The sequence below is a fragment of the Bacillus sp. PK6-026 genome, assembly GCF_054161455.1.
The window spans coordinates 2,938,187-2,963,578 of the sequence record NZ_CP096418.1; the positions used below are offsets into that span (position 1 = coordinate 2,938,187).

Consider the following 25,392-nt stretch of genomic DNA (forward strand, 5'->3'; position numbering starts at 1 on the left):
ATTACTGCCCCTTTCTCATCATGTTGCTAGGATATATCTTGTTGTCCACTTTAAATTTGACGATCTGCAGGGGATGGCGGGCTGCATCAAGCACATTGCCTTTTTCGTCCCATATCGTGTCAATTTTGCATGTGAAATTTTCGATTTCCGGACCGAAAAATTCGACTTCATCTCCGGTTTTAAAGAAGTTCCGCTGCTGGAGCGTGACCATTTTTGTCTCTTCATCATAATCAAGGACAAGTCCGGCAAAGTCGTATGTTGTCTTTTTGCCGTGAACGCCGAACATTTGCTCTTCATATCCGGGGGTTCCTTCAAAGAAAGCAGGCGCCGTGTCTCTATTGGCGCATTTGTCCAGTTCTTTCAGCCATTCTTCTTTGATGACGAAATTTTCGGGGTCAGCGCAATAAGAATCGATCACTTTTCTGTACACACTGACGACTGTCGCAATGTAGTGAATCGATTTCATCCGGCCTTCGATTTTCAGGCTGTCAATACCCATTTCAATCATTTGCGGAATCGATTCGATCAGCTTCAGATCTTTCGGGCTCATCGCAAACGGTGCATCGCCTTCTTCATATAGCGGCAGTGCATTCGCCCCGTCCGTCTGATACAAATCATAGTCCCATCGGCATGACTGGCAGCAGCCTCCGCGGTTAGAGTCTCTGGCCGTCATATGGTTGCTGAGCACGCAGCGGCCGGAATAAGCGATGCACATCGCACCATGTATGAATGTTTCGATTTCAATATCCACTTTTTCTTTCATTTCTCTGATCTCAAGTGCGCTCGTTTCGCGTGCGAGCACGACCCGCTCAAGGCCTTCTTCCTTCCAGAACTGAACGGCTTTCCAGTTTGAAAGGGACTGCTGGGTGCTCAAATGCACTTCCAGCTTCGGCGCGACCCTGCGGCATGTTTCAATGATCAGGGGATCAGCGACGATAATGCCTGACACGCCTGCTCCCTCGAGGTCGCGCAAATAGTCTTCTAGCCCGTCGATATTTTCTTCATGCGCAAAAATGTTTGTCGTCACATAAATTCTTGCGCCGTATTTTTTCGCAAATTCGACACCTTCAGCCATTTCTTCAATTGAAAAGTTATCTGCGTTTGAGCGGAGTCCATATTCACGTCCGCCGATAAATACAGCGTCTGCGCCATAGTGGACAGCGATTTTCAGTTTTTCCAAATTTCCCGCCGGAGCAAGAAGTTCTGGCTTTTTCGTAATGACGCGTTTTCCATCAACGATTTTGGAAATTTTATCTTTTACTGCAGACATGGCTATCCCTCCTTTTAGTATACTGTTTCTTTGAAAAAGAATCCGGTATCGATGCTGCGGTTTGCAGGCTGCAGCTGTTCAATCCGCTCGATCCATTCTTCTTTCTTGTCTTCGTATGCTTCTCTGTCTGCGATGCAAAGGTCGATGGCTTCGCGGTACATGGCCGTTACCTCAGTCATGTATTCGACCGATTTTAAAATCCCTTCAATTTTAAATGAATCGACGCCGGCATCGATTAAATCCTCAAGCTCATCAATGATGCAGACGTCATTCGGACTCATGATGTGCGTGCCGTTTTCGTCTTCGAAAATCGGATATTTGTTACCGCGTTCTTTATCATGAAGATACATGCCTTTTTCTTTTTTCTTTCCTTCGATATCCATGACTTTTCCCTGGTATTCAAAATAGTTGCCGATCAGGGAGCGCTTTGACTGGAACATACATGTCATGCCGTGAACCTGAATTTCGATCTCGACTTCTGCTTTCTCTTTAATCTCAACGATGCTGTCCATGTTGAGCTCTCTTGCGAGCACCGCGCGCTTCGCGCCCTTTCGCCCCCAATAGTTGCAGGAATAATGGTTGGTTGCGGTCGTTTCCGTATTCCAGTGAAGTTTCATATTCGGCGCTGATTCCCGTGCAGCCATAAGTACAGCGGGATCGCCGAAGACAACCGCATCGGCGCCTGCCTCTGCCAAGAAAGAAAGGTAGTCATTCAGTTCTGGCACCCGGTCATTGTGAAAAATCGCATTCACGGCAACATATACTTTTGCGCCTTTTTGATGAGCCTGAATGATGGCTTCTTTTACTTCCTCTCTGGAAAACTCCCCGGCTAAACGCAGACCGAACCTTTGTTCACCGATGATAAACGCATCGGCGCCCGCCTCTGCCAAAGGCTTAATATCCGAAACAGCCGTCGGCGTCACAAGCAGTTCAGGCTTTTTCATATCCGTTCACCTCTTTTTTGACTGACGGCCAATCCGTCGCCCACAGGCAGGATCGCCGTGTGGTAGTCAGGATGCTCCATCAGCCAATGATTGTAATGATCTATTTTCGATACAAGCTTTTTGATGCGCTTGTTTTCGATCTGATTGTAATCTGATGCGACAAGGCCTTTGAAAAGGACATTGTCAGTAAAAATGATGCCGTCATCGGCGAGCATTTTTTCATATATACTGAAAAACTTCTGATACTGGCCTTTTGCGGCATCGATAAAAAGCGCATCATAAGGAGCCATCGATTGAACGGCATCCGATTCGCTGAGCGCATCGCCGAAGAACACGTGAATTCTGTTTTCAAGCTGGAATGACCGGATGTTTTTCAACGCTTCCCGATACCTGTCTTCATCGCGCTCGATCGTAAAGATTTCAGCTTCGGGAAGGGCAAGTGCCATCCGAATCGCCGAATAACCGATGGCGGTACCGATTTCAAGAATTTTTTTCGGATTTTTGAGTGAAAGAAGCTGCAGGAGCACTTCAATTCCTGTCGGTTCCATAATGGGCACGCCATGCTTTTCGGCATAGGCCTCCAGTTTCATAATTTCAGCCGGTCTTTGCTTCAGCAGCTTTTCAAGATAGCCGGTCAATTCTTCGTGTCCAATCTTCACAGGCAGATGGCCTCCCTTTCATAAAAAAGAGCCTTAGGTCAGATGTGCAGCACTCTCCTAAAGCAGTCGACTGTCTTTTCTCAATAAACAACCCGATATATTTTATCATAAAACCTTTGTATTTGCGAATAAAAGGAGAATAATTTTTACTCTCCTTTTTCCTCGTCCTGCGTGTTCGTAATGTATTTTGCTTTTGCTTTATTGTGTTCTTCAAGCGTTTTTGTAAAGACGACTTCCCCATTTTTCTTTGCAAGGAAATAAACATAGTCTGTTTGCTCCGGATTTAATGCCGCTTCCCAGGAGCTCTCTCCCGCGTTAGCAATCGGCCCAGGCGGTAGACCGGCATGTTTGTACGTATTATACGGGGAATCCGCTTCAAGGTCTTTGTACATGACACGGTTTTTATGCTCCCCAAGCGCGTATAAAACGGTCGGATCCGTTTGCAATGGCATGTTTTTGCTGATGCGGTTGTAAAAGACGCTTGAGATTTTATGCCGGTCCGCTTTTTCGGTAGCTTCTTCTTCAATTAACGAAGCCATCGTCAAGGCTTTGTGGACGGACATCTTTTTGTCTTTCATCTGCTTTTCATACTTTTCAGCCAGCTGATCTGTTTGTTTGATCATCGCTTCGATGATTGCGTCCAGCTTCGTCTCAGGGTCGTAAAACGGATATGTCGCAGGATACAGGTATCCTTCAAGCGGATGCTTGATATTCTTGTTTAGCACGTCGTCGGTGATCAGTTTCGGATACTTCTGTTTTAATCGGCTGATGAATTCGCGGTCATCCAGCTTTTTCATAATGTCCGCTGCCGAGTAGTTGGTTTGTCCGGCGATGATAGCTGCGATTTCCTGGAGCTGTCTTCCTTCAGGAACGGTAATTTTAAATGCCGGTACATGCGAAGCGCTCGTCAGCTTTTTGACCATGCCGGCCGCATCCATCGACTGGCTGAGCTGAAAGTTCCCCGCTTGAAAGCCGGAGGCATTTTTAAATTTCACATAAGCGATAAATACTTTTTCGTTTTTAATTAGGTCCTCTTTTTTCAGTTTGGCGGCGATGGACGTAACGGTCGATCCTTCCGGAATATAGACGCTGACCGTTTTTGCATTATTTTTATCGACCGGTTCGAGCGCCGATTTGACGTAGAGCGAAACAGCGCCTGCGGTTAAAATCAGCAGAACCGCGACCACAGTCAGCCAAAACTTTATTTTATGTTTAAGGAGTCTTTTTATAAACGGTTTCTTTGTCTGATCTTCAAACATTGGTGTCCTCCTCTCCTCCCATGGTATATACTACATGATTCGTTATCATTCGGCAATTTATTACAAAATGTTTTAATAAAAAAAGCCGCCTGTCGGCAGCAGGGCGCAAATGATTGCAGATGCCCATTTAAAAAATGACAAAATCCTAAAACGGTTTAAGTTTTAGGATTTTGTCAAGCGGTTCAGCCGCTGCTTTATTCTTCTTCGTCTTCATCCGCTAAAAACGTGTTCAGCGTCTCTTCGATCATATCCCACTCTTCCTCTGTTTCAATCGGCATCAGTTCGCCGTCTTCTCCGGCTTCATTCGGTACGAAGCTTGAAGCATGGATCTCGATCTCTTCCTCGTCCTGTGCTTCAACCGGATAATAAAGCACGTATGACTTGTTAAACTGATCGCTGTCAAATGTGAAGAGCACTTCACACAGCTGTTCGTTTCCTTTGTCGTCTACAATCGTAATGTTTTTTTCTCCGTGTTCCATCTTAATCACCTCATGAGTTTAGGCTGTCGAGATATCCTTGAAGGATCATCACGGCCGCCATTTTATCTATTACTTTTTTTCTTTTCTGCCTGCTTACATCTGCTGAAATCAGCATTCTTTCGGCCGCCATTGTCGAGAGGCGCTCGTCCCAAAGCACGACGGGAACTTGAAACGTTTCTTCAAGCACTTCCGCGAACTTCTGGCTCGCCTCCCCCCTCGGGCCGACGGTTCCATTCATGTTTTTGGGAAAACCGAGTACAATCTTGTCAATTACATAGTCTTTCGTCAATTCGGCGAGGCGGTTCAAGCCGTAGTCACCGCCCGCCTCGTCGATTTTAATCGTTTCTATCCCTTGAGCCGTCCAGCCCATTTCATCGCTCAGCGCTACGCCGAGCGTTTTTGAACCTAAATCCAGACCTAATATTCGCATGCTTGTTTACGCCTCTTTATGCTGTTCTAAGTACGATTTAACCAATTCTTCGATTATCTCGTCTCTTTCTATTTTCCGAATCAGGTTACGTGCATCTCGATGCCTTGGAATGTAAGCGGGATCTCCTGATAGCAGGTATCCGACAATTTGGTTGATCGGGTTGTAGCCTTTTTCCTGAAGCGCATCATGGACGGTTATCAGCACTTCATTTACATTGGTTTCCATCGAATCGTCGGAAAAGTTAAATTTCATCGTCTTATCAAATGAGCTCACCGTTTTGCACCTCTTTCCCAAATTCGCAGGCAAAGTTTCAGCCTGATTACCTTCTAATCACCATTCTACACCACAACGGCTATTTATAAAACGGATTTTACCCATTCTTCCGCAGATGCTAATGCTTCAGCAAGCCGCTCAGGCTGTTTTCCTCCCGCCTGCGCCATGTCTGGACGGCCGCCTCCGCCGCCTCCGCATGCTTCTGCGACTTGCTTGACAAGCTTGCCTGCGTGGAAACCCCGCTCTATTAAATCTTTTGTAACTCCGGCGGAAATATTCACTTTTTCGTTTTGAACCGCCCCGAGAACGATGACGGCTGAGCCCAGTTTCGCCTTCAGATCGTCAACCATTGTGCGCAGGTGATTCATATCTTTGGCATTCACTTTTTCTGCGAGCAGTTTGATTCCGTCAATTTCTTTTACTTTTTCTAAAATCTCTCCGGCTTCTTTATTTCCCAGTTTCGCCAATAAAGATTCGTTTTCTCTCTGAGCTTCTTTCAGATCAGACTGGAGCGCTTCGATCCGTTTCGGCACTTCCTTCACATTGGTTTTCAGGACTTCTGCCGCCTGCTCGAGAAGCTCCAGTTTGGCGTTCATCTCTTCATAAGCGCCCTGCCCAGTTACCGCTTCGATTCTGCGGGTGCCGGCCCCGATGCCTGATTCGGACACGATCTTAAAGAGACCGATTTCAGCCGTGTTTCTCACGTGGCAGCCTCCGCACAGCTCGATGCTGTAGTCGCCAACTTGAACGACGCGGACGATGTCTCCGTATTTTTCGCCAAACAGCGCCATGGCTCCCATCGCTTTCGCTTCATCAATCGGTTTTAAGTCGATTTGCACAGGAATCGATGCCCAAATTTTCTCGTTCACTTTTGTTTCTATTTGTTCGAGTTCTTCCTTAGTCACCTGTCCAAAGTGAGAGAAGTCAAAGCGCAGACGGCTGTCAGTGACTAGCGAGCCGGCCTGGTTGACATGCGTACCGAGCACATCTTTCAGCGCCTGATGAAGCAAATGTGTCGCGGTATGGTTTTTGACGATGTCTTTTCTTAGCCGCTCCGTGACTTCTGCGGTCACGCTCATGCCTCTTTTAATTGCGCCGCTTTCCACGATCCCTTCATGCAGGTTCTGGCCGTTCGGCGCTTTTTTAACATCTGTGACGCGAATCGCGGCATCCCCGCTTTTAACCCAGCCTCTATCACCGATTTGCCCGCCGCTTTCAGCATAGAACGGGGTTTTTTCCAGGATAAACTGAACTTTCTTGCCTTCTTGAACGAGGTCGGCAAGTTCCCCGTCTTGAAGAAGCTCGGCGATTTTCGTTTCCGTTTTGATATCGGAATAGCCGATGAATTCGCTTTTTGTCATGATATCGCGGAGAGCGCCGCCTTGAACCTGCATGCTGCCGACGTCCTGGCGCGCCTGCCGGGCCCGTTCGCGCTGCTTGTCCATCTCGCGCTCAAATCCGTCATGATCGACTTCCATGCCTTCATCTTCGGCGTATTCTTCGGTCAGTTCAACAGGGAATCCATACGTATCATACAGTTTAAAGACATCTTCCCCGGAAATGATGCGGTTTCCTTTTGCTTTTTCCTTTTGAATCACTTCTGAGAGAATCGCCAAGCCCTCGTGCAATGTTTCATGGAAGCGTTCTTCCTCTGTTTTGATGACTTTCGCGATAAAGTCCGCTTTTTCTTTGACTTCGCCGTAGAATGCGGCCATGATGTCGGCAACTACCGGCACGAGCTCATACATAAACGGACGGTTAATATTGATGGACTTCGCATAGCGGACAGCGCGGCGAAGCAGTCTTCTGATGACATAGCCGCGCCCCTCGTTTGACGGAAGCGCTCCGTCGCCGACCGCAAACGCAGCCGTTCGAATATGGTCGGCCACAACCTTAAATGCCGTATCTTTTTCAGCAGATGTGCCGTACTTTTCTCCTGAAATGGCTTCTGTCGCCTTGATGATCGGCATAAACAAATCCGTATCATAGTTCGTCTTGGCATCTTGAATAACAGATACCATCCGTTCAAGACCCATCCCCGTATCGATGTTTTTCTTCGGAAGCGGTGTGTATGTTCCGTCAGGATTGTGGTTGAACTCGGAGAACACAAGGTTCCATACTTCAAGGTAACGCTCGTTCTCCCCACCCGGGTAAAGTTCCGGATCAGACGGGTCATTTCCATAATCTTCACCGCGGTCATAGAAAATTTCGGTATTCGGTCCGCTCGGGCCTTCACCGATATCCCAGAAGTTTCCTTCCAGTCTGATGATCCGTTCCTCAGGAACGCCGATTTTTTTTGACCATAATTCATACGCTTCGTCATCTTCCGGATGGACCGTGACTGACAGCCGTTCGGGATCGAAGCCGATCCATTTTTGATCGGTTAAAAATTCCCATGCCCACTCGATCGCTTCTTCTTTGAAATAATCGCCGATCGAAAAGTTCCCGAGCATTTCAAAGAACGTATGGTGGCGGGCTGTTTTCCCGACATTTTCAATATCGTTCGTCCTGATTGATTTTTGAGCGTTGCAGATGCGCGGATTCTCCGGCACAACCCGTCCGTCAAAATATTTTTTCAGCGTCGCAACTCCGCTGTTGATCCAAAGCAGGGAGGGATCTTCATGCGGAATAAGAGAGGCGCTCGGTTCAACGGCATGCCCTTTTTCTTTAAAAAAATCTAAAAACATTTGGCGCACTTGTGCGGATGTCAATGTCTTCATTATTTTTTCCTCCTTTAAATGATGCACATGCAAATTAAAAAGCCCCCGCCCTATGCAAACAACGTTTACACAGGGACGAGAGCTCCTCTCGCGGTACCACCCTGATTATGGGCGTAACAAAACGCCCATCACCTTGATATCCGAATAACGCCGGATGAAGACGGCAGGTTTTCGCCTGCACTCAGGATTAGCTTCTACTGATCTTCTGTTAAAGCTCTTTCACCGCAATGGAGCTTCTCTCTATAAAACAGGGCTTCAGTATACTCGGATCCGTCAATCGAGATACGTATGTATGTCTATTTCGAAATTATAGACAACGGAGGCCGTTATGTCAAACTTCTGCCGCTCACGCTTTTCTTGCCGCTAAAAAATGGACGAGCATCACTTTGATAACGGCCATGACAGGCACAGCCAGAATCATGCCGATGATGCCGGCAAGCTCCCCGCCCGCCAGCAATCCAAGCATAATGACGACGGGATGCATATGCAGGCTTTTCCCGACGACAAGAGGGCCGAGAATATTGCCTTCGATAAACTGCAGCACCAAAATCGTAATGATCACCACGAAAACGAGCCTCGTCGATAAAGCGGCAGCTACCATAACGGCGGGAATCGCGCCGATGACGGGACCGAAATACGGGATGACATTTGTCGCGCCGATGACAAGGCCGAGGATCAGCGGATAGGGCAGGTCAAAAAACCAAAATGACAGGCTCGCTCCCAAGCCGATGACAAGACAGACAAAAAGCTGGCCTCTGATGTAGTCTCCAAGAGAATCATCGACATCGCGGATGAATTCGCTGCCTCTCGCCCTCCATGAAGAAGGCGTCAAATACCATACCGCCTTCTTCATCGTATCAATATCTTTCACCATGTAGAATACTAAAAAAGGAATAATCGCCGCCACGAGCATATAATCAAAAACGAACCGGATGCTTCTGATCGTCCGTTCCACCCAGCTTGCTACGAATTCCTCCGTCTGATTGACGAACCTGTCGATCCTGTCGTGCATGCCGTCGGGCCAGCCGTCTGTATGATGATGCAGCTGATCCAGCATGCTTTCGTAAGATGCGGCAAGAAACGGAATTCCCTCTGATAGCTCTGTCAGCTGTTTAATGAGGATCGGCACCCCTTTGTAAAAGGCGTAGCCGAGACCGGCAAAAAACAGAACATAAATCAGCAAAATACTCAATGTTCTCGGCACGCCGGCCCGGTGTATCTTTTCAACGACAGGCAAAAGCAGATAGGTGATAAAAACCGCAATTACAAGCGGGATCAGAATCGACTTCAGCAGCACGCAGACAGGCTCCCAAATCATTCTCAGCTGCAAAAAGATATAGACGGTTAATAGCAAAAGCATGAAGATCGAGACCCACATTAAAAGCTGCAGCGGTTTTTTCAGCATTTTTTTCACCCCTTGTTAGCTTTTGATTTCTGCTTGTAATTATTCCCGAAGAAAAAAGGGACACCCTTTTTAAGGGTATCCCTTCTGCTTAAAACATTTTCATGACGCGTCTTCTCAGCTTTCTCATGTTTCGCTTGTTCATCATATCGTTCTGAGACGCCATGTAGTACATCAAAGCCCCGGCTCCTAAAGAAATGAGAGAAGTCATTGTACGATTCAACTTTCTAACCTCCATTCAAAGGTTAATCGTTCGTTCGTCATCTGAAAACAGATCGTCCAGGCTGCTCAATGTTCCGTCCTCTTCGACTTGATGAGTCGAAATTTTTCCTTTTGAAAGGGTCAGCTCAATAAAGCATCCCCAGCAGTAATATTGATTTACACCGATTTTGCCGATGTTTTTGCTTTTGCAATTCGGGCAAACGAGCATTTGAACACACACCTCTTATTCGTTCAAGACGATTGTGCTTCTGCCTACTTCAAGCGGTTCCCCAGATGAGTGAATCTGCTTTTTGTCGCCTGACAAATCGGCAAAAAAACCGTCTGATAGTTCATATGCTACGATTATGCCCGTGTCGGAAGAAAAGTATACATCTTCCAGCATGCCCAGCGTATCTCCTGCTCCGTTTTTGACCATTTTTTGTTTCATCTGGTCATAAGAAAGACTCTGCTTCGGAATTTGCATCGGCTTGAATTCGGTGAAATCAACATATACGCTGTCACGTCCGATTTCGGTGACAGCGGGAAGCGGAAGAAGCGAACGGGGATTGTAAAAGCGCCGCTTCTCTTCCATAATCAATCCGAGACATGTCCCTTCATTGGAAAAACAGATATCTGTTACCACCCCAAGCGGGAGAGAAGATTGTCTGTCGTAAACATTGAGTCCTTCCAGCTCATTGCATGTTCTCAAAGTGTGATCAACCACCTTTTTACGAACATTCTTATGATCTGCTGTTGCGACGCGACTCATACGATGAAATGGATTCCATGAAAAACACTTATTCTGCTTCCTTTTCCATAAAATCAAAAGGTGTAATGCCTTCCATCCCGATATTGGCGTCATAGACGCTAAAAGGCAGCTCTTTTTGCAGCGCCATGAGCTCTTCATCCTCTTCATGCGCCGCCTGCTGAAGCCTTCTTTTAAGCGATGTCTGCCTTTCCGATGATTCCTTATTTTTCACGCCCCATTCAAGGGCCTCTTCTTCCCCGCACAAAATCAGGAATTTCTTGCTTCTTGTGATGGCCGTGTAAAGCAAGTTCCTTCTCAGCATGCGGTAATAGCTTTTGACGACCGGAAGGATGACGATCGGAAATTCGCTGCCCTGCGATTTGTGGATTGAACAGCAATAGGCGTGCGTAAATTGGTTAAAATCTTTTTTTGTAAAGGTGATTTCATTCCCGTCGAAAGAGACGACGGCCATATCTTCTTTTTCCGTATTTTCTTTTGCATAAAAAATCGAGACGATCTCACCCATATCACCGTTAAACACGTTGTGTTCCGGCTGGTTGACGAGCTGAAGCACTTTATCCCCGGTACGGTACACGACATCGCCGTACTTCATTTCCCTGCCTTTCGGCTTCGGGGGATTCAGGATGCCCTGCAAAAGCGCGTTTAACTCGTTGATACCGGCTGCTCCCCTGTACATCGGAGCCAAAATCTGAATATCCCTGGCCGAATACCCTTTTTGCAGCGCGTTTTTGACGACTTTTTCGACGACTTCTTTAATCTGCTGCTGGCGGCAGCGAATGAAAGAACGGTCTTTTGTCGGCGCGGTCAAGTTTTCAGGAAGCTTTCCTTGTTTCATTTCATGCGCCAGTTCAACGATGGAAGAGCCTTCAGCCTGCCTGTAAATATCGGTTAATCTGACAGAAGGAATGACATTCGATGCCAAAAGATCCCTCAGCACCTGTCCGGGACCGACGGACGGAAGCTGGTCTTCATCTCCGACCATGATGACCTGAATCCGGTCGGGAATCGCCTTGAACAATTGGTTGGCGAGCCATATATCAAGCATGCTCGTTTCATCAATGATGAGCAGCCGTCCGTCAATCGGATTGTCTTCATCGTGCGTAAATCCTTCGGCTCCATTCCAGCCGAGAAGCCTGTGAATCGTTACGGCCGGCAACCCGGTCGACTCGCTCATCCGCTTAGCGGCCCGGCCGGTCGGTGCTGCGAGCACAAACGGAAACGTTTCATCCTTTTTGTAATCAGCCGGATTTAAGCTTAAGCCGTGCAGCTCGCTGTACAACTCGACGATTCCCCTAATGACGGTCGTTTTCCCGGTTCCCGGTCCGCCTGTCAAAAGCAGCATCGGCGACATCAGCGCTTTTTGAATCGCTTCTTTTTGACTTGGCGCGTACTGCACTTTCATCCGTTCTTCAAGCTCCCCTAAAGCGAGCAGGAATTCCGATTCGGGAAACTGGTCATCGTATTCGGTCTGTCCGGCGATTTTCTGCACCCTTTTGGCAAAGCTTTGTTCAGCGTAGTAAAGGGACGGATAATAACACCTTTCATCTTCAATGAACAGCTCTTTTTGCTCCCCTAAAGAAATGATCGCGTCCGCCACATCCATCTCGGTTACTTTTTCATCACCTGCAGACTGGTTTAACAGTTTTTGCGTCTCGATGATGAGCTGTCTCGTGTCTATGTATGTATGCCCTTCTTGAAGGCATGTCGCTTCAACCGTGTATAAAATCGCCGCCTTGATCCGCTCTTCATGTTTGCCTGAGATCCCCATTCTGCCGCCCAGTTCGTCCGCCTTGATAAAGCCGATTCCTTCGACATCCTTGACAAGCTGGTACGGATTTTCGCGGATTTTATCAAGCGTTTCCGCTTCATACGCCTGATAAATTTTCATGGACAGCTGGGGGCCGAAGCCGAATTCGCTCAAGGAGATCATAATCTGTTCGAGCCCCTGATGCTGCTGCAGGGCAGCGGCAAGCTTATCCGCCTTTTTTTTGGAGAGCTTCGGAACATCATACAGGACGGCGCCGTCGCTTAAAATTTTGTTGATCGCACCTTCCCCAAGCTTATTAACAATTTCCTCGGCCGTTTTTTTGCCGATTCCTTCAAATAAATCGCTGGCCAAGTATTGGATCACACCTTCTTTCGTTGTCGGCACTTCTTTTTTAAAATGATCCGCTTGAAATTGCAGGCCAAATTTCGGATGGGAGGCGGTTTTTCCGTAAAAAGTGTAGATATCGTCTTCATGGATCAAAGGAAAGTAACCCGTGACAGAAACGGTTTTGTCTTCAAAAGACTCCGATGTTTCTTCCACTTTTACTTTTAATACGGTATACAGGTTTGTTTCATTATGATAAATGACAGCCGCAACCGTTCCTTTTACAAATGAAGCTTCTTCCATTTCAATTTGGTCCGGGTTATGGCGCTGCATCACTGTTCTCCCCCTCTCCATTCAAAATCCGTTATGACGGCCCTTGATCAATCAAGCTTCTTCCAAAAGCTGCTTGGCGCGAATGCTGAGCATATGGTCCGGCTGAATGTCCAGCGCCTTGTTCAGCATGGCAAGCGCGGTTTCCCGATCTTCCTTAAACGCATAGGCAACGCCTAAATTATAAAAAGCATCTGCATGGGACGGATCGCGCTCTGTTACATTTGAAAACTCCGTGATCGCTTCGTCCAGCATCCCTTCATTGGCAAGGCACATCGCGTATTGAAAACGGGCTTCGACATCCGTATCGTTCAGCTCAGCGGCCCTTTGCAAATACGGCATCGCGAGCTTCGGCTGCTCAAGCTTCACAAGCGTCGTCCCGAGCATATAATATAAGTCGCTGTTTTCCATGCCCGTCCGATGCGCTTTTTCAAACATGTCCTTCGCTTCTTGATACCGTTCTTTCATGACATAGACATTCCCGGCTCCATAATAAGCTGCTCCCGCTTTCTCGTCCAAAGCAGCCGCCCGGTCGTAAAACTTAAGCGCCCTGTCCAGTTCCCCGACTGCCGAAAGCAGATTGGCAAAGTTGATATAAGGCACCGGATCGCCGCTGTTTTCATCAATTGCCTTTGTAAAGGCTTCTGCGGCTTTTTCAAAGTCGCCTTTTTGCATAGCATCTATTCCAATTTGATTGTAATCCAAAAGCCCTCTCCCTTTCACGAACTATTTTAAAAAGGCCGCCGACATTGCCGGCAGCCGTTCGAGAAGCTCCGGGGTGTTATCCAGAGCCCCGGTTTTATACATACCAAAGTTGTTGTCCGTCTTTAAACACATCATCAATCGTTCCGCCGCCTAGGCATTCTTCACCTCTGTAAAAGACAACCGCTTGTCCCGGCGTAACGGCGCGGACCGGCTCTTTAAAGACGACCTCTGTTTCATCTGTCCCGGTCATTCTGACAGTGACTTCGTGATCGGCTTGGCGATAGCGGAATTTGGCCGTGCAGGCGAGCTCGTCTTCGCCGCCGAAGACGCCGTCATGCACAAAGCTTACGTTTGTCGCCGTGATCTTATCGGAGAAAAGAAGCGGATTGTCGAATCCTTGGTCAACATACAAGATGTTTTTTTCAAGGTCTTTTCCGACGACGAACCAAGGGTCTCCGCTTCCCCCGATGCCGAGGCCGTGCCTTTGTCCGATCGTATAGTACATTAAACCGTCGTGGCGGCCTTTGAATTCGCCTTCCATCGTCCGCATATCTCCCGGCTGTGCTGGAAGGTACTGGCTGAGAAACGTTTTGAAGTTCCGTTCTCCGATAAAGCAGATGCCTGTGCTGTCTTTTTTGGCAGCTGTCGCAAGCCCCGCTTCTTTTGCGATTTCCCTGACGCGGCTTTTTTGAAGCTCGCCGATCGGAAACAGCACTTTGCTTAACTGCTCTTCTGTCAGCTGGTTAAGAAAATAGGTCTGATCTTTATTTTCGTCCAGCCCTCTGAGCATTTTAACACGCCCGTCCGTACGGTCGACCCGCGCATAGTGGCCGGTGGCCAAATAATCGGCTCCAAGCGACAAAGCGTGCTCCAAAAAGGCTTTAAATTTAATCTCTTTGTTGCACATCACATCCGGGTTCGGCGTTCTGCCCGCTTTATATTCATCAAGGAAATATTGAAAAACCTTTTCCCAATACTGCTTTTCAAAATTTACCGCATAGTACGGAATTCCGATTTGATTACATACCTTTATAACATCTTCGTAATCTTCCGTCGCTGTGCAAAAACCGTTCTCATCTGTGTCATCCCAGTTTTTCATAAAAATTCCGATGACATCATAGCCCTGCTCTTTCAAAAGCAAAGCCGCCACAGAGGAATCAACGCCTCCGGACATTCCGACGACCACCCGTGTATCTTCAGGCCGCTTCGTCATTTTCATCAACTCCAATAAATCAATTCAAAAACTTGTCCTTTCAGATCATATCATCATTTTCGGGCAAGATGCGAATCTTTAGCTCGGAGCGTCGCTTCCCGACACTTATGACAGGCGCTGAACAATTGCCGCAAGTTCTTTCGCGGCCCGCTCCACCTGCTCCTCTGTATTGCCAAAGCCGAAGCTGATCCGTATGGATGACGTCAGCCGGTCATCTTCCTCGCCAAACATGGCGGAGAGAACATGAGACGGAAGCACAGATCCGGCCGTGCACGCCGATCCGCTCGATACTGCAATTCCCGCCATATCGAGATTAACGAGCAGCGATTCAACAGATACTCCCGGAAAATACAGATTTAAAATATGCGGCAGGCTGTGCTCTCTGCTGCCGTTCACATCGAAGGAGACGCCATCTGCTTCCAGCGTACGAATGACGATGTCTTTAAACCGGCGGTAAAGCGCCGATTTTTCTTCTCTTTCCTGACCTGACAGCAAAACGGCTTCACCGAGTCCCGCGATTCCCGGGACATTTTCCGTTCCCGCCCGGCGTTTGCGTTCCTGCTCTCCTCCGAAAAGCAGCTGGCTGAGCTTCACCTTTTCGTTGACGTATAAGAAGCCTGTCCCCTTCGGCCCGTTCAGTTTATGTCCTGAGACTGACATCATATCGATACGGCTTTTTTGCACATCAATCGGCAAAAAGCCGAAGGCTTGTACCGCATCTGTATGAAACAGCGCCCGATGGTCTTTTAGCAGATCGCCGATCTCATCTATCGGCTGAATCGTTCCCACTTCATTGTTTCCATACATTACCGTCACCAGGATGGTATCGTCCCGCAGCGCGTCTTTCACCTGCTCAGCGGAGATTCTTCCGCTTTCGTCGACATCAAGATATGTGACGTCAAATCCCATTTCTTCAAGCCTGTTGCACGTATGCAGAACGGCGTGGTGCTCGATCTTTGTCGTGATGATGTGGCGGCCCTGCTGCTCTCTCGCCAGTGCGGTTCCGAGAATCGCCATATTGTCGGCTTCGGTTCCCCCGCTCGTAAAAACGATTTCATTGGGATGCGCTCCGATTTCCCGAGCGATCAGCTCCCTCGTGCCGTCAAGCCATTTTCGGCTCTCCCTCCCAAAGGAATGAATGCTTGAAGGGTTTCCGAAGTTTTCCGTTAAGTAAGGCAGCATTTTTTCCACTACCCGGGGGTCAGTCGGAGAAGTCGCTGCATGGTCTAAGTAAATCCGTTCCATCCTACCATTACACCTCGATCTTAAATGTAAAACATATACGCTTCTTGCTCGCCCTCTGTATAGCTGGCCAAGTCTTCAAGCGTCGTGGAGTCCAGCACTTCCTTGACAGCGTCGCGAATCTTGATCCACAGCTCGCGCTTTGCCGGCTCCTCATTTTCAAGTACTTCCACCGGGCTGATCGGTCCTTCCAGAACGCGAATGATATCGCCCGCCGTAATCGCCTCAGGCTCGTCACCCAGAATATAGCCGCCGTACGCGCCGCGGATGCTTTTCACAAGTCCTGCGTTCCGCAAAGGTGAAACAAGCTGTTCCAAATAATGTTCCGATAAATCGTTTGTCTGAGCAATACTTTTCAAAGAAGTCGGGCCTTCCCCATGCTTTTTAGCAAGCTCAATCATAATCGTCAGCCCGTATCTGCCTTTAGTTGATATTTTCAAAATAAACACCTCTAACCTATAATAAATCATGCCTTCAGGACGAAGGTACTCGGCGTTTTTCGCAGGACGCGAAAGCTCTTAGCCGAGTCTCCTTTTCTCACCAGGACAAAGCTACTCGGCGTTCCTCGAAGGACGCGAAAGCCTTTAGCCAAGTCTCCTTTCTCACCAAGACGAAGGTACTCGGCGTTCCTCGAAGGACGCGAAAGCCTTTAGCCGAGTCTTCTTTCTCACCAGGACGAAGCACTCGGCGTTCCTCGAAGGAGGAAAAAGCACGCAGCCGAGTCCCGTTCGGACGCAGGAGGCGCCCGGCACATCCTAACAAGGCATAAGCCGTTCTCCAAATGAAATTACCGGTGCAAGCCGGCTGTTGGTTTTTAAGCATCTGTTATATATTAAAAACTCGGTTAAGGCAAGGTACCGTCCTTGCCCTTCTGATAGATTACAGGTTATTATAGCACACTTTATATAAACTTTCATTTTCGGCCCTATATTCAGCTTGCCATATTCATTTCTTTTCTAATCGTCTTTTTTCCGTTACTCTATAAAAAGAATACATTCGGGAGAGATCAATCATGAAACCACTCGCATTTCGAATGCGCCCTACAAAAATCGAAGAGGTTCTCGGCCAGGATCATCTGGTCGGAGAAGGAAAGATCATTCATCGGATGGTGCAGGCCAAACACCTCTCATCGATGATTCTGTACGGCCCCCCGGGCATCGGCAAAACGTCGATCGCCACGGCGATTGCCGGCAGCACAAGCATCGCTTTCCGAAAGCTGAACGCTGTCATCAATAATAAAAAGGACATGGAAGCCGTTGCCGCCGAAGCCAAAATGTCGGGGCAGGTCATCTTAATCCTTGATGAAGTGCACCGGCTCGACAAAGGCAAGCAGGACTTTCTCCTTCCGTATTTGGAAAACGGCATGATTATTATGATCGGGGCGACGACAGCCAACCCGTACCATGCGATCAATCCGGCGATCAGAAGCAGAACGCAGATTTTCGAGCTGCAGCCATTAGACTCTGAACAAATCAAAGCGGCCATTAAACGGGCGCTTGAGGATGAACACAGAGGCCTCGGTTCTTATGATGTTGCCCTCGACGATGAAGCCCTTGACCATATGGCCCGCGGCTGCGGCGGCGATGTCCGCTCCGCTTTGAATGCGCTCGAGCTTGCCGTATTGTCCACAAAGGAAAACAGCGAAGGAACCATCCGCATTACATTGGAAATCGCAGAAGAATGCCTGCAGAAAAAAAGCTTTGTCCACGACAAAGATGGAGACGCGCATTATGATGTCATTTCCGCTTTCCAAAAATCGATCAGAGGCTCTGATGTCAATGCGGCACTTCATTATCTGGCAAGGCTCATTGAAGCGGGGGATTTGGAAAGCCTTGCACGGAGGCTGCTTGTTATCGCCTATGAAGATATCGGCCTGGCGAGTCCGCAGGCTGGAGGAAGAACGCTTCAAGCTATTCAAACGGCGGAACGAATCGGATTTCCGGAGGCAAGGATTCCGCTCGCCAACGCCGTGATCGAGCTTTGCCTGTCTCCTAAATCGAACTCGGCGATCCTTGCGGTTGACGAAGCGCTGTCAGACGTCCGCTCCGGAAAGATCGGCGATGTGCCGAACCATTTAAAAGACGCCCATTATAAAGGAGCCGCAGAGCTTGGCAGAGGCGTCGAATACAAATATCCGCACAATTACGAGAACGGCTGGGTCAAACAGCAGTACCTGCCTGATCCGCTGAAAAACAAAGTTTACTATCAGCCGAAGCAGACAGGAAAATTTGAGCTCGCGCTGAAACAAGTATATGACAAGCTGATGAAACAAAAATAATAAACAGCCTGTTCCCTTTTCATATGGGGAACAGGCTGTTTATTCTTACACTGAGCTTTAAAGGATGACAAAATCCCAAAACGGCTTTTAGTTTTGAGATTTTGTCAACAATCTTAAACGACAGCACCGTTGCCGTCATTTTTGTATTACTTATCTTTCACCCTTTTGATCGGGATATCTTTCAAAAGCTCCATGATCACATGGCCGCCCATGATCAAGCCTGCGACTGACGGAACAAAAGCATTCGAAGACGGCGGCATCTGCGCTTTGCGAATTTTCGCTTCGTCATTTCCGACGATTTGGCGTACGTCTTCGCGGATCACGATCGGGCTTTCGTCAGAAAAGACGACTTTAATGCCTTTCGTAATGCCTTCCTTGCGAAGCCTCGTCCGGATGACTTTTGCAATCGGATCGGTGTGGGTTTTTGAAATATCGGCCACTTGGAACCTTGTCGGATCTGTTTTATTGGCCGCTCCCATGCTTGAAATGATGTTGATGTCCCGCTTCAGGCACTCTTTCATTAAGTGAATTTTATAATGAATCGTATCTGACGCGTCGATTACATAATCCGGTTCATAAGCAAAAAACTGTTCATACGTCTCTTCGGTATAGAACATTTTTAAAGCGATGACGTCACACTCAGGGTTAATATCGGCGATTCTCGCTTTCATTAAGTCAACTTTCGGCTGTCCGACCGTTGAAAGTAAAGCCGGCAGCTGACGGTTGACATTGGTGATGTCAACATCGTCTTTATCGACCATCACGATTCTGCCGACACCAGAACGGGCGAGCGCTTCCGCGGCGAAAGAGCCGACCCCGCCGACGCCCAAAACGGCGACCGTGCTGTTTTTTAAAATATTTAAACCTTCTTTTCCAATCGCTAATTCATTGCGTGAAAACTGATGTAACAAGAATCTCACTCCATCTTTATTAACAGTTACCGATAGTATCTTATCATAATCAGGTGATTAAACAAGCGGTCTATTTCATTTTCCCGTCATATTTTTTCGCTTCGCCTCATAGATTATCCTATGTATGGCCGAAAAAGGCCTTTTCAAGCACAAAAAAAGTCCCGATTGTGCCGTTGTCGTATTCCTTCGTTTTGATCCCGCTCTCGGCAGGTGGGTGTTCTGTTCCAAACTTTGCAAGTCCTCCTGAGCACACGAGTGATAAGAGGCATTTGCTCCATTTGGAAACGTCGAACTCCCAAGTAAAAAAATGTTCGGTCAAAACTAGGTGTACAACAAACACATCAGGACTTTATTTGTTAAAAATGATATCATACGTCCCTTTGATTTTCAATGGGATGTGCAGCCGTATATTTTACAATTTACTGTCGAACTTTGCGGTTGATTGACAGGTGCAGCTCATCGAGCTGGGCGCTGTCCACTTCGCTAGGTGCTTCCATCAACAAACAGCTTGCGCTTGCCGTTTTCGGGAATGCGATCGTATCTCTCAGGTTGGTGCGGCCGCTGAGCAGCATCACAAGCCGGTCAAGGCCGAGCGCGATTCCGCCGTGCGGGGGAGCCCCGTATTCAAACGCTTCAAGCAGGAAGCCGAACTGCTCTTTCGTCTCTTCCTCAGATAGGCCCAAAAGCGCAAACATTTTCTCCTGAACATCTTTTTCAAAAATACGGATTGATCCGCCGCCCAGCTCATAGCCGTTTAAGACAAGATCATAGGCTTGCGCTTTCATGTCTTCCGGATTCGTGTCGACCAGATCAAGGTCTTCCCGGACAGGCATCGTGAACGGGTGGTGTGCCGCATAGAAACGTCCTTCTTCTGAATCATACTCAAGAAGCGGCCAATCAACGACCCATAAAAAGTTGAACAAGCTTTCATCGATCAGATTCAATTCTTTTCCGAGCTTTAAGCGCAGCGCGCCGAGCGCGTCATTGGCGACTTCCAGCCGGTCTGCGACAAAGAGGATGAGGTCCCCTTCCTTCGCGTCAAGCGCTTCAATGAGCACCTGCTGTTTTTCGTCCTGGAAGAACTTCGCAATCGGGCCTTTCAGTCCGTCCGCTTCGGCTTTCAGCCATGCCAGCCCTTTCGCCCCGTAGTTTGCGGCGAATTCGCCGAGTGCGTCAATGTCTTTCCGCGAATATTTAGATGCAGCGCCTTTAACGTTTATCGCTTTAACCGCGCCTCCGTTTGCCACAGCTGACGCAAACACTTTAAAATCGGAATCCTTTACGTTTTCTGATACATCGGTCAAAAGCATGTCAAAGCGGGTATCCGGTTTGTCGGATCCGTAAAGGTTCATCGCATCCTGATATGACATTCTCGGCAGCGGCAGAGAAATGTCCACACCGTGCGTTTCGAGCATGACTTTAGCCATCATTTCTTCAGCGAGCTTCATGATGTCTTCCTGGTTCATAAATGACATTTCGATATCGATCTGCGTAAACTCCGGCTGGCGGTCGGCGCGCAAATCTTCGTCCCTGAAGCAGCGGGCGATTTGATAATAGCGGTCAAAGCCGGACACCATCAACAGCTGTTTGAAAAGCTGCGGAGACTGCGGCAGCGCGTAAAATTCTCCTTCATGGACGCGGCTCGGCACGAGATAGTCGCGCGCTCCTTCAGGCGTTTTTTTTGTCAACACCGGTGTTTCAATATCGATAAAGCCGTTGTCATCAAGGAAGCTGCGGACGGCTTTTGTAACGTTATGCCGCATTTTTAAGGTGTTGAACATCTCCGGTCGGCGCAAGTCGAGATAGCGGTGCTTCAACCTGATGTCTTCAGACACTTCTGAAGCCTGGTCGCTGATCGCAAAAGGCGGCGTTTTGGCCGCACTCAGCACATTGACCGATTCCGCCTGGATTTCGATTCTTCCGGTTTTCAAGTTCGGATTGACTGTTGCTTCTTCACGGGCAACGACTTTTCCTGTAATGTCAAGCACATATTCGCTGCGGATGCTTTCAGCTGTTTCAAGGGCGTCTTTGGAAACGTCGGGATTAAATACAACCTGCACAATGCCGGTGCGGTCTCTCAAATCAATAAAAATCAAGCCTCCGAGATCGCGTCTTTTTTGAACCCATCCTTTTAAAACGACGGATTCTCCGATCGCCTTCTCCGTTATTTCGCCACAATAATATGTTCGTCCAAACAAAGCGGTCCTCTCCTTTAACTTTCAGTGTTTGTTTTCAAGAAATGGATGAATTCATCAAGGCCGATGGCCTGTTGATCTCCTGTTTTCGCATCTTTGACATTCATTTGATTTTGGCTCAGTTCATCCTCGCCCAAAACAGCGATATATTTCGCATTGAGACGGTCGGCGGATTTAAACTGGCCTTTCATTTTTTTCTGTTCATAGTCGATTTCGGCGGAAATTCCTGCTTCTCTCAATTTATAAAGGAGGGATACAGAATAGTCTTTGGCTTTGTCGCCAAGTGTCACGATATAGCAGTCAATGCCTTCATCCGCTCCGACTTTCACATTTTCCGCGTCCAGTGCGGCGAGAAGACGTTCGATACTCATTGCAAAGCCGATGCCCGGCGCTTTCGGTCCGCCGAACTCCTCGGTAAGGCCGTCATAGCGCCCTCCGCCAGCAAGCGTCGTAATCGCTCCGAAACCTTCGGCATTGCTCATGATTTCAAAAGCCGTGTGATTGTAATAGTCAAGACCTCTCACCAGGTTCGGATCGACCTCAAACGCAATGCCGATGTCGGTCAGATATTGCTGCACTTTCGCAAAATAGGCTTTGGATTCTTCATTTAAGTAGTCAAGAATCGAAGGAGCGGTTTTCAGCAGTTCATGATCCCTGTCTTTTTTACAGTCCAGAATCCGCAGCGGATTTTGCCGGAGCCGTTTTTGACAGTCTGAACAAAACTCGTCGATCCTCGGCTCAAAGTGGCGGATCAGCGCTTCTCTGTGAGCGGTTCGGCTCTCTTTGTCGCCGAGGCTGTTAATGACCAGCTTCAGATTGCTGAGACCCGCTTTCCGGTATACGCTCATCGCCAAGGCAATGACTTCCGCGTCAATCGCCGGATCGTTCGAACCGATCGCTTCGATGCCGAATTGATAAAATTGGCGGTAGCGGCCTGTCTGCGGCCTTTCATAGCGGAACATCGGTCCGATGTAGTAAAGTTTCGTCGGCTGAACCGGATTAGCAAAAAGTTTGTTTTCCACAAAAGAGCGTACTGCAGATGCAGTGCCTTCAGGACGAAGCGTCAGGCTTCTTCCTTTTTTGTCTGCGAATGTGTACATTTCCTTTTGCACGATATCGGTCGATTCTCCCACCCCGCGGGAAAATAGTTCTGTATGTTCAAAAATAGGCGTCCGGATTTCTTTATATTGATACGCATGACACGTTTCTCTCGCAATCTTTTCGACGTATTGCCAGCGTTCCGATTCTCCTGGGAGAATATCTTGTGTTCCCCTTGGAATATTAAATCCCATTTTTAAATCCTCCTCATGACTTAAATGCTTTTTTTCATTTATGGAAATAAAAAAACCCCCGAACCTACTATAAAACCAATAGTAGGGACGAGAGTTATACCCGTGGTGCCACCCTAGTTGGAACGATCAACCCGTTCCCGCTCATGCCTTTAACGCAGGTTCACGTCCGCCGCCTAATTGCTCGCAAGTTCTGCCGGGCTTTCAGCGGGAAACCTTCGGAGTGTTCATTCGGTCAAGATACCGTGCAGACCGCTTTCAGCCCAGGGCGGTTCCTCTCTTTTCACGTACTCTTGCCTACTATTCTCCATCTTCAGTTCAACTCATATGTACACTAATTTATATTATAATACGAGTGTTAAGTGTGCATGTCAACCCTATTTGCGGTTCTTTTTATTCTGAATTGATTCTTTGGACGCGAGCCCCAGCTCAGTCGCCGTTTCTTCCATAAAGCCGGCTTGCTCCGGATCCGCATGATCCTTTAGATGCAGATTTGCATCTTGCTCATGGATCGCTCTGCCCATTCTTTGATTATACCTCACATAACAACATCCTTTTGATATCTTTTTTCTATAGTATAAACAAATCATTTTCATTTTATTAAAAAAACGGCAAGGAATATACGATATAGAAGAAGAAGTAGTGTTCCAAGTTTTTTACCGAAAGGAGGAGATGGGTAACAATATGAAAAAAAGAACAGTATTGATCCTATCGATGATGCTGGCAGCACAAGCAGCCTTTTATACATCGTCAAACACAGCTTCTGCAGCCATCGGGGAAGCCGTGATTGCCACCGATGAAATCAATGTCAGGAGCGGACCCGGACTGAGCCATGAAATCGTCAGCGTCGTCAGCCGGAATGAAAGCTATCCGATTCTTGAAGAGCGCGGGGATTGGGTCCAGATCCAGCTGAACGGCGGACAAAAAGGATGGGTTGTATCCTGGCTGATCAAGAAAAAAAGCCAAGTCTCCAACGGCTCTGATTCAGCGGCGGGAAAAGTCACATCTTCCGAAGCAAACCTGAGAATCAGAAAAGGCCCCGGCACTTCATATGAAGTCCAAGGCGTATTCCCTGAAGGAGAACAGGCTGACCTGCTAAAGACCAACGGAAACTGGGTGAAGATTTCCTATCAGAACATCACTGGCTGGGTCCATTCAGACTATGTCAATCAAGGTTCAGGAGCAAAACAGTCTCAATCGTCTTCATCACGCGCTTCATCAACAAAATCAGGAACGGTCGGCGTATCCACCTTAAATGTCAGAAGCACAGCTTCCCATCAAGGACGGATTATTGCGTCGCTTCAACGGAATGCAAGTGTGACGATTTTAAACGAACAGCACGGCTGGTATGAAATCGAATTTAATGGTCAAAAGGGCTGGGTCGCAAGCCACTATATTCTCGAAGGACCCAAACAGAAAAGCGGAACTTCGGAAACAAGCAGCGGCTCCGGGTCAAAACAGCAGGCCACCATCGTGTATGAAGGCACAAATGTTAGAAGCGGGCCTTCGACATCCTCAGCGATCGTCAAGCGCGCAGGGAAAGGCGAGTCTTACCCGATCGTCTCTGCAAAAGGCGACTGGTATGAAATCAAACTGTCAAACGGCGATTCCGCCTATGTGGCAAACTGGGTCGTTCAGACCGCTGACCAGTCTGGCTCAGCCGGAGATTCGAAAAGCGCAGCACCGCCTTTGGCAAAGCGGTCAAGCGCGAGCGGCACAATTAAAAATAAAACGGTTGTCATCGATGCCGGACACGGAGGACATGACAGCGGGACAATCGGAACGCGGGGGACGCTCGAAAAACGGCTGACCATCAAAACAGCAACGCTTCTTGCCGCGAAACTGAGAGCCGATGGCGTCAACGTCTATATGACGCGGAATGACGATTCTTTCGTCAGCCTTCAGTCGCGGGTCGCGACCTCTCATTACCGAAACGCCGACGCTTTTATCAGCATTCATTATGATAGTTTTCCAAACGCGTCCGTAAGGGGAAATACCGCCTATTACTACAGCCCGTCAAAAGACCGGAAGCTCGCAGCAGACGTGCAGTCCGAGATCGAAAAGCACTCGCCTCTGCCAAGCCGCGGCGTATTATTCGGGGACTACTTCGTATTAAGAGAAAATAAACAGCCCGCCGCATTGTTTGAACTCGGCTACTTGAGCCATCCTCAAGAAGAAGCGGTTGTCAGCACGAACGCTTATAGAGAAAGAGTGACAGACGGCATTAGAAGCGGCTTAGAAAACTATTTTAACTAATAAAAAAGCTCCCAAATGGGAGCTTTTTTATGCTTTCGAATCCATAACAAAGGTGACGGGACCCGAATTTGTCAGCTTGACATCCATCATTTCGCCAAATCTTCCCGTTTCGACAGCAACGCCTTTTGCGCGAAGCATGCTGTTCCACTCCTCGTATAATTGAAGCGCCTGATCGGGCTTTGCCGCTTTTGTAAAATTCGGCCGTCTTCCTTTTTTCGTGTCGCCGTACAAGGTAAACTGAGAAACCGATAAAACGGAGCCTCCGACATCTAAAAGCGACAGGTTCATCTTTTCGCCTTCATCTTCAAAAATCCGCAGATTGACTAGCTTTTCCGCCAAATATGCGGCATCTTCGCTCGTATCCTCATGCGTCACGCCGACAAGCACCATCAAGCCGAGGCCGATTTGACCGACAGTCTCGCCTCCTACCGAAACGCTTGCATCTGTGACGCGCTGAACAACTAATCTCATGACG

At 48.1% G+C, this 25,392-nt stretch carries 24 protein-coding genes, 1 other RNA gene and 1 other annotated feature; of the genes, 2 read left to right on the plus strand and 23 right to left on the minus strand.

All coding sequences use genetic code 11. From position 1 onward, the window contains the following. Position 1: 1 nt before the first annotated feature. From M1D59_RS14960 to cymR, 17 genes are all read right to left on the minus strand, one after another. A complete protein-coding gene (locus M1D59_RS14960; protein WP_020452391.1) occupies positions 2-1,270 on the minus strand; it encodes a peptidase U32 family protein in 1,269 nt (422 codons plus the stop codon). Positions 1,271-1,284: 14 nt separating this feature from the next. Continuing rightward, the gene (locus tag M1D59_RS14965) at positions 1,285-2,214 is read right to left on the minus strand and encodes a peptidase U32 family protein (RefSeq protein WP_023855373.1); all 930 of its coding nucleotides are present in this window, start codon (positions 2,212-2,214) and stop codon (positions 1,285-1,287) included. Further along, positions 2,211-2,873, minus strand: coding sequence for an O-methyltransferase (locus M1D59_RS14970; RefSeq protein WP_020452393.1), 663 nt, complete (start codon positions 2,871-2,873; stop codon positions 2,211-2,213). Before M1D59_RS14970 ends, M1D59_RS14965 begins: the two co-directional genes overlap by 4 nt. Positions 2,874-3,019: 146 nt before the next feature. Then, complete coding sequence (gene mltG, locus M1D59_RS14975; protein WP_023855374.1) at positions 3,020-4,132, minus strand: endolytic transglycosylase MltG; 1,113 nt, start codon at positions 4,130-4,132, stop codon at positions 3,020-3,022. A gap of 194 nt (positions 4,133-4,326) precedes the next feature. Beyond that, the gene (locus tag M1D59_RS14980; RefSeq protein ID WP_016885528.1) at positions 4,327-4,611 is read right to left on the minus strand and encodes a DUF1292 domain-containing protein; all 285 of its coding nucleotides are present in this window, start codon (positions 4,609-4,611) and stop codon (positions 4,327-4,329) included. A gap of 10 nt (positions 4,612-4,621) precedes the next feature. After that, on the minus strand, positions 4,622-5,041 hold the full coding sequence (gene ruvX, locus M1D59_RS14985) for a Holliday junction resolvase RuvX (RefSeq protein ID WP_003183918.1): 420 nt from the start codon (positions 5,039-5,041) through the stop codon (positions 4,622-4,624). A gap of 6 nt (positions 5,042-5,047) precedes the next feature. Beyond that, positions 5,048-5,314: an IreB family regulatory phosphoprotein gene (locus M1D59_RS14990; protein WP_003183920.1), complete on the minus strand. Its 267-nt coding sequence runs from the start codon at positions 5,312-5,314 to the stop codon at positions 5,048-5,050. Positions 5,315-5,397: 83 nt separating this feature from the next. After that, positions 5,398-8,034, minus strand: a complete 2,637-nt coding sequence (gene alaS / locus M1D59_RS14995) for an alanine--tRNA ligase (protein WP_023855375.1) — start codon at positions 8,032-8,034, stop codon at positions 5,398-5,400. Positions 8,035-8,380: 346 nt separating this feature from the next. Continuing rightward, the gene (locus M1D59_RS15000; RefSeq protein ID WP_023855376.1) at positions 8,381-9,439 is read right to left on the minus strand and encodes an AI-2E family transporter; all 1,059 of its coding nucleotides are present in this window, start codon (positions 9,437-9,439) and stop codon (positions 8,381-8,383) included. Positions 9,440-9,527: 88 nt separating this feature from the next. Next, the gene (locus M1D59_RS15005) at positions 9,528-9,659 is read right to left on the minus strand and encodes a YrzQ family protein (protein ID WP_003183926.1); all 132 of its coding nucleotides are present in this window, start codon (positions 9,657-9,659) and stop codon (positions 9,528-9,530) included. 15 nt (positions 9,660-9,674) lie between these two features. Next, a complete protein-coding gene (locus M1D59_RS15010) occupies positions 9,675-9,866 on the minus strand; it encodes a hypothetical protein (protein WP_016885531.1) in 192 nt (63 codons plus the stop codon). Positions 9,867-9,881: 15 nt separating this feature from the next. Next, positions 9,882-10,346, minus strand: a complete 465-nt coding sequence (locus tag M1D59_RS15015) for a PRC-barrel domain-containing protein (protein ID WP_023855377.1) — start codon at positions 10,344-10,346, stop codon at positions 9,882-9,884. 88 nt (positions 10,347-10,434) lie between these two features. After that, positions 10,435-12,831, minus strand: coding sequence for an SF1B family DNA helicase RecD2 (gene recD2, locus M1D59_RS15020; protein WP_023855378.1), 2,397 nt, complete (start codon positions 12,829-12,831; stop codon positions 10,435-10,437). Between the two features lie 51 nt (positions 12,832-12,882). Next, positions 12,883-13,533, minus strand: a complete 651-nt coding sequence (locus tag M1D59_RS15025) for a tetratricopeptide repeat protein (RefSeq protein WP_025811062.1) — start codon at positions 13,531-13,533, stop codon at positions 12,883-12,885. A 94-nt stretch (positions 13,534-13,627) separates the two neighbouring features. Further along, on the minus strand, positions 13,628-14,746 hold the full coding sequence (gene mnmA / locus M1D59_RS15030) for a tRNA 2-thiouridine(34) synthase MnmA (protein WP_224067329.1): 1,119 nt from the start codon (positions 14,744-14,746) through the stop codon (positions 13,628-13,630). Between the two features lie 105 nt (positions 14,747-14,851). Continuing rightward, positions 14,852-15,991 carry a cysteine desulfurase family protein gene (locus tag M1D59_RS15035; protein ID WP_103749543.1) on the minus strand — a complete coding sequence of 380 codons (1,140 nt, stop codon included), beginning with the start codon at positions 15,989-15,991 and terminating at the stop codon, positions 14,852-14,854. 20 nt (positions 15,992-16,011) lie between these two features. Beyond that, on the minus strand, positions 16,012-16,428 hold the full coding sequence (cymR, locus tag M1D59_RS15040) for a cysteine metabolism transcriptional regulator CymR (protein WP_023855382.1): 417 nt from the start codon (positions 16,426-16,428) through the stop codon (positions 16,012-16,014). 572 nt (positions 16,429-17,000) lie between these two features. Here cymR and M1D59_RS15045 point away from each other — a divergent pair. Then, positions 17,001-18,266: a replication-associated recombination protein A gene (locus tag M1D59_RS15045; RefSeq protein ID WP_023855383.1), complete on the plus strand. Its 1,266-nt coding sequence runs from the start codon at positions 17,001-17,003 to the stop codon at positions 18,264-18,266. A 146-nt stretch (positions 18,267-18,412) separates the two neighbouring features. On the opposite strand, the gene M1D59_RS15050 is transcribed toward M1D59_RS15045, so the two are convergent. From M1D59_RS15050 to M1D59_RS15070, 5 genes are all read right to left on the minus strand, one after another. Further along, positions 18,413-19,177, minus strand: a complete 765-nt coding sequence (locus M1D59_RS15050) for a tRNA threonylcarbamoyladenosine dehydratase (protein ID WP_025811059.1) — start codon at positions 19,175-19,177, stop codon at positions 18,413-18,415. A gap of 154 nt (positions 19,178-19,331) precedes the next feature. Next, a non-coding RNA gene (gene ssrS, locus M1D59_RS15055) (6S RNA) lies at positions 19,332-19,528 on the minus strand. A 68-nt stretch (positions 19,529-19,596) separates the two neighbouring features. After that, complete coding sequence (gene aspS, locus M1D59_RS15060) at positions 19,597-21,375, minus strand: aspartate--tRNA ligase (RefSeq protein WP_023855386.1); 1,779 nt, start codon at positions 21,373-21,375, stop codon at positions 19,597-19,599. Positions 21,376-21,389: 14 nt separating this feature from the next. Further along, positions 21,390-22,664 (minus strand): histidine--tRNA ligase, encoded by a 1,275-nt coding sequence (hisS, locus tag M1D59_RS15065; protein ID WP_023855387.1) that lies wholly within the window; start codon positions 22,662-22,664, stop codon positions 21,390-21,392. A gap of 80 nt (positions 22,665-22,744) precedes the next feature. Then, positions 22,745-22,984: a binding site (T-box leader), on the minus strand. 54 nt (positions 22,985-23,038) lie between these two features. Beyond that, positions 23,039-23,203: a YrzK family protein gene (locus tag M1D59_RS15070; RefSeq protein ID WP_023855388.1), complete on the minus strand. Its 165-nt coding sequence runs from the start codon at positions 23,201-23,203 to the stop codon at positions 23,039-23,041. Positions 23,204-23,345: 142 nt separating this feature from the next. On the opposite strand from M1D59_RS15070, the gene M1D59_RS15075 reads away from it, so the two are divergent. Further along, positions 23,346-24,917 (plus strand): SH3 domain-containing protein, encoded by a 1,572-nt coding sequence (locus M1D59_RS15075; protein ID WP_197407179.1) that lies wholly within the window; start codon positions 23,346-23,348, stop codon positions 24,915-24,917. Positions 24,918-24,944: 27 nt separating this feature from the next. On the opposite strand, the gene dtd is transcribed toward M1D59_RS15075, so the two are convergent. After that, the gene (gene dtd, locus M1D59_RS15080; RefSeq protein WP_197407180.1) at positions 24,945-25,388 is read right to left on the minus strand and encodes a D-aminoacyl-tRNA deacylase; all 444 of its coding nucleotides are present in this window, start codon (positions 25,386-25,388) and stop codon (positions 24,945-24,947) included. Between the last annotated feature and the right edge of the window lie 4 nt (positions 25,389-25,392).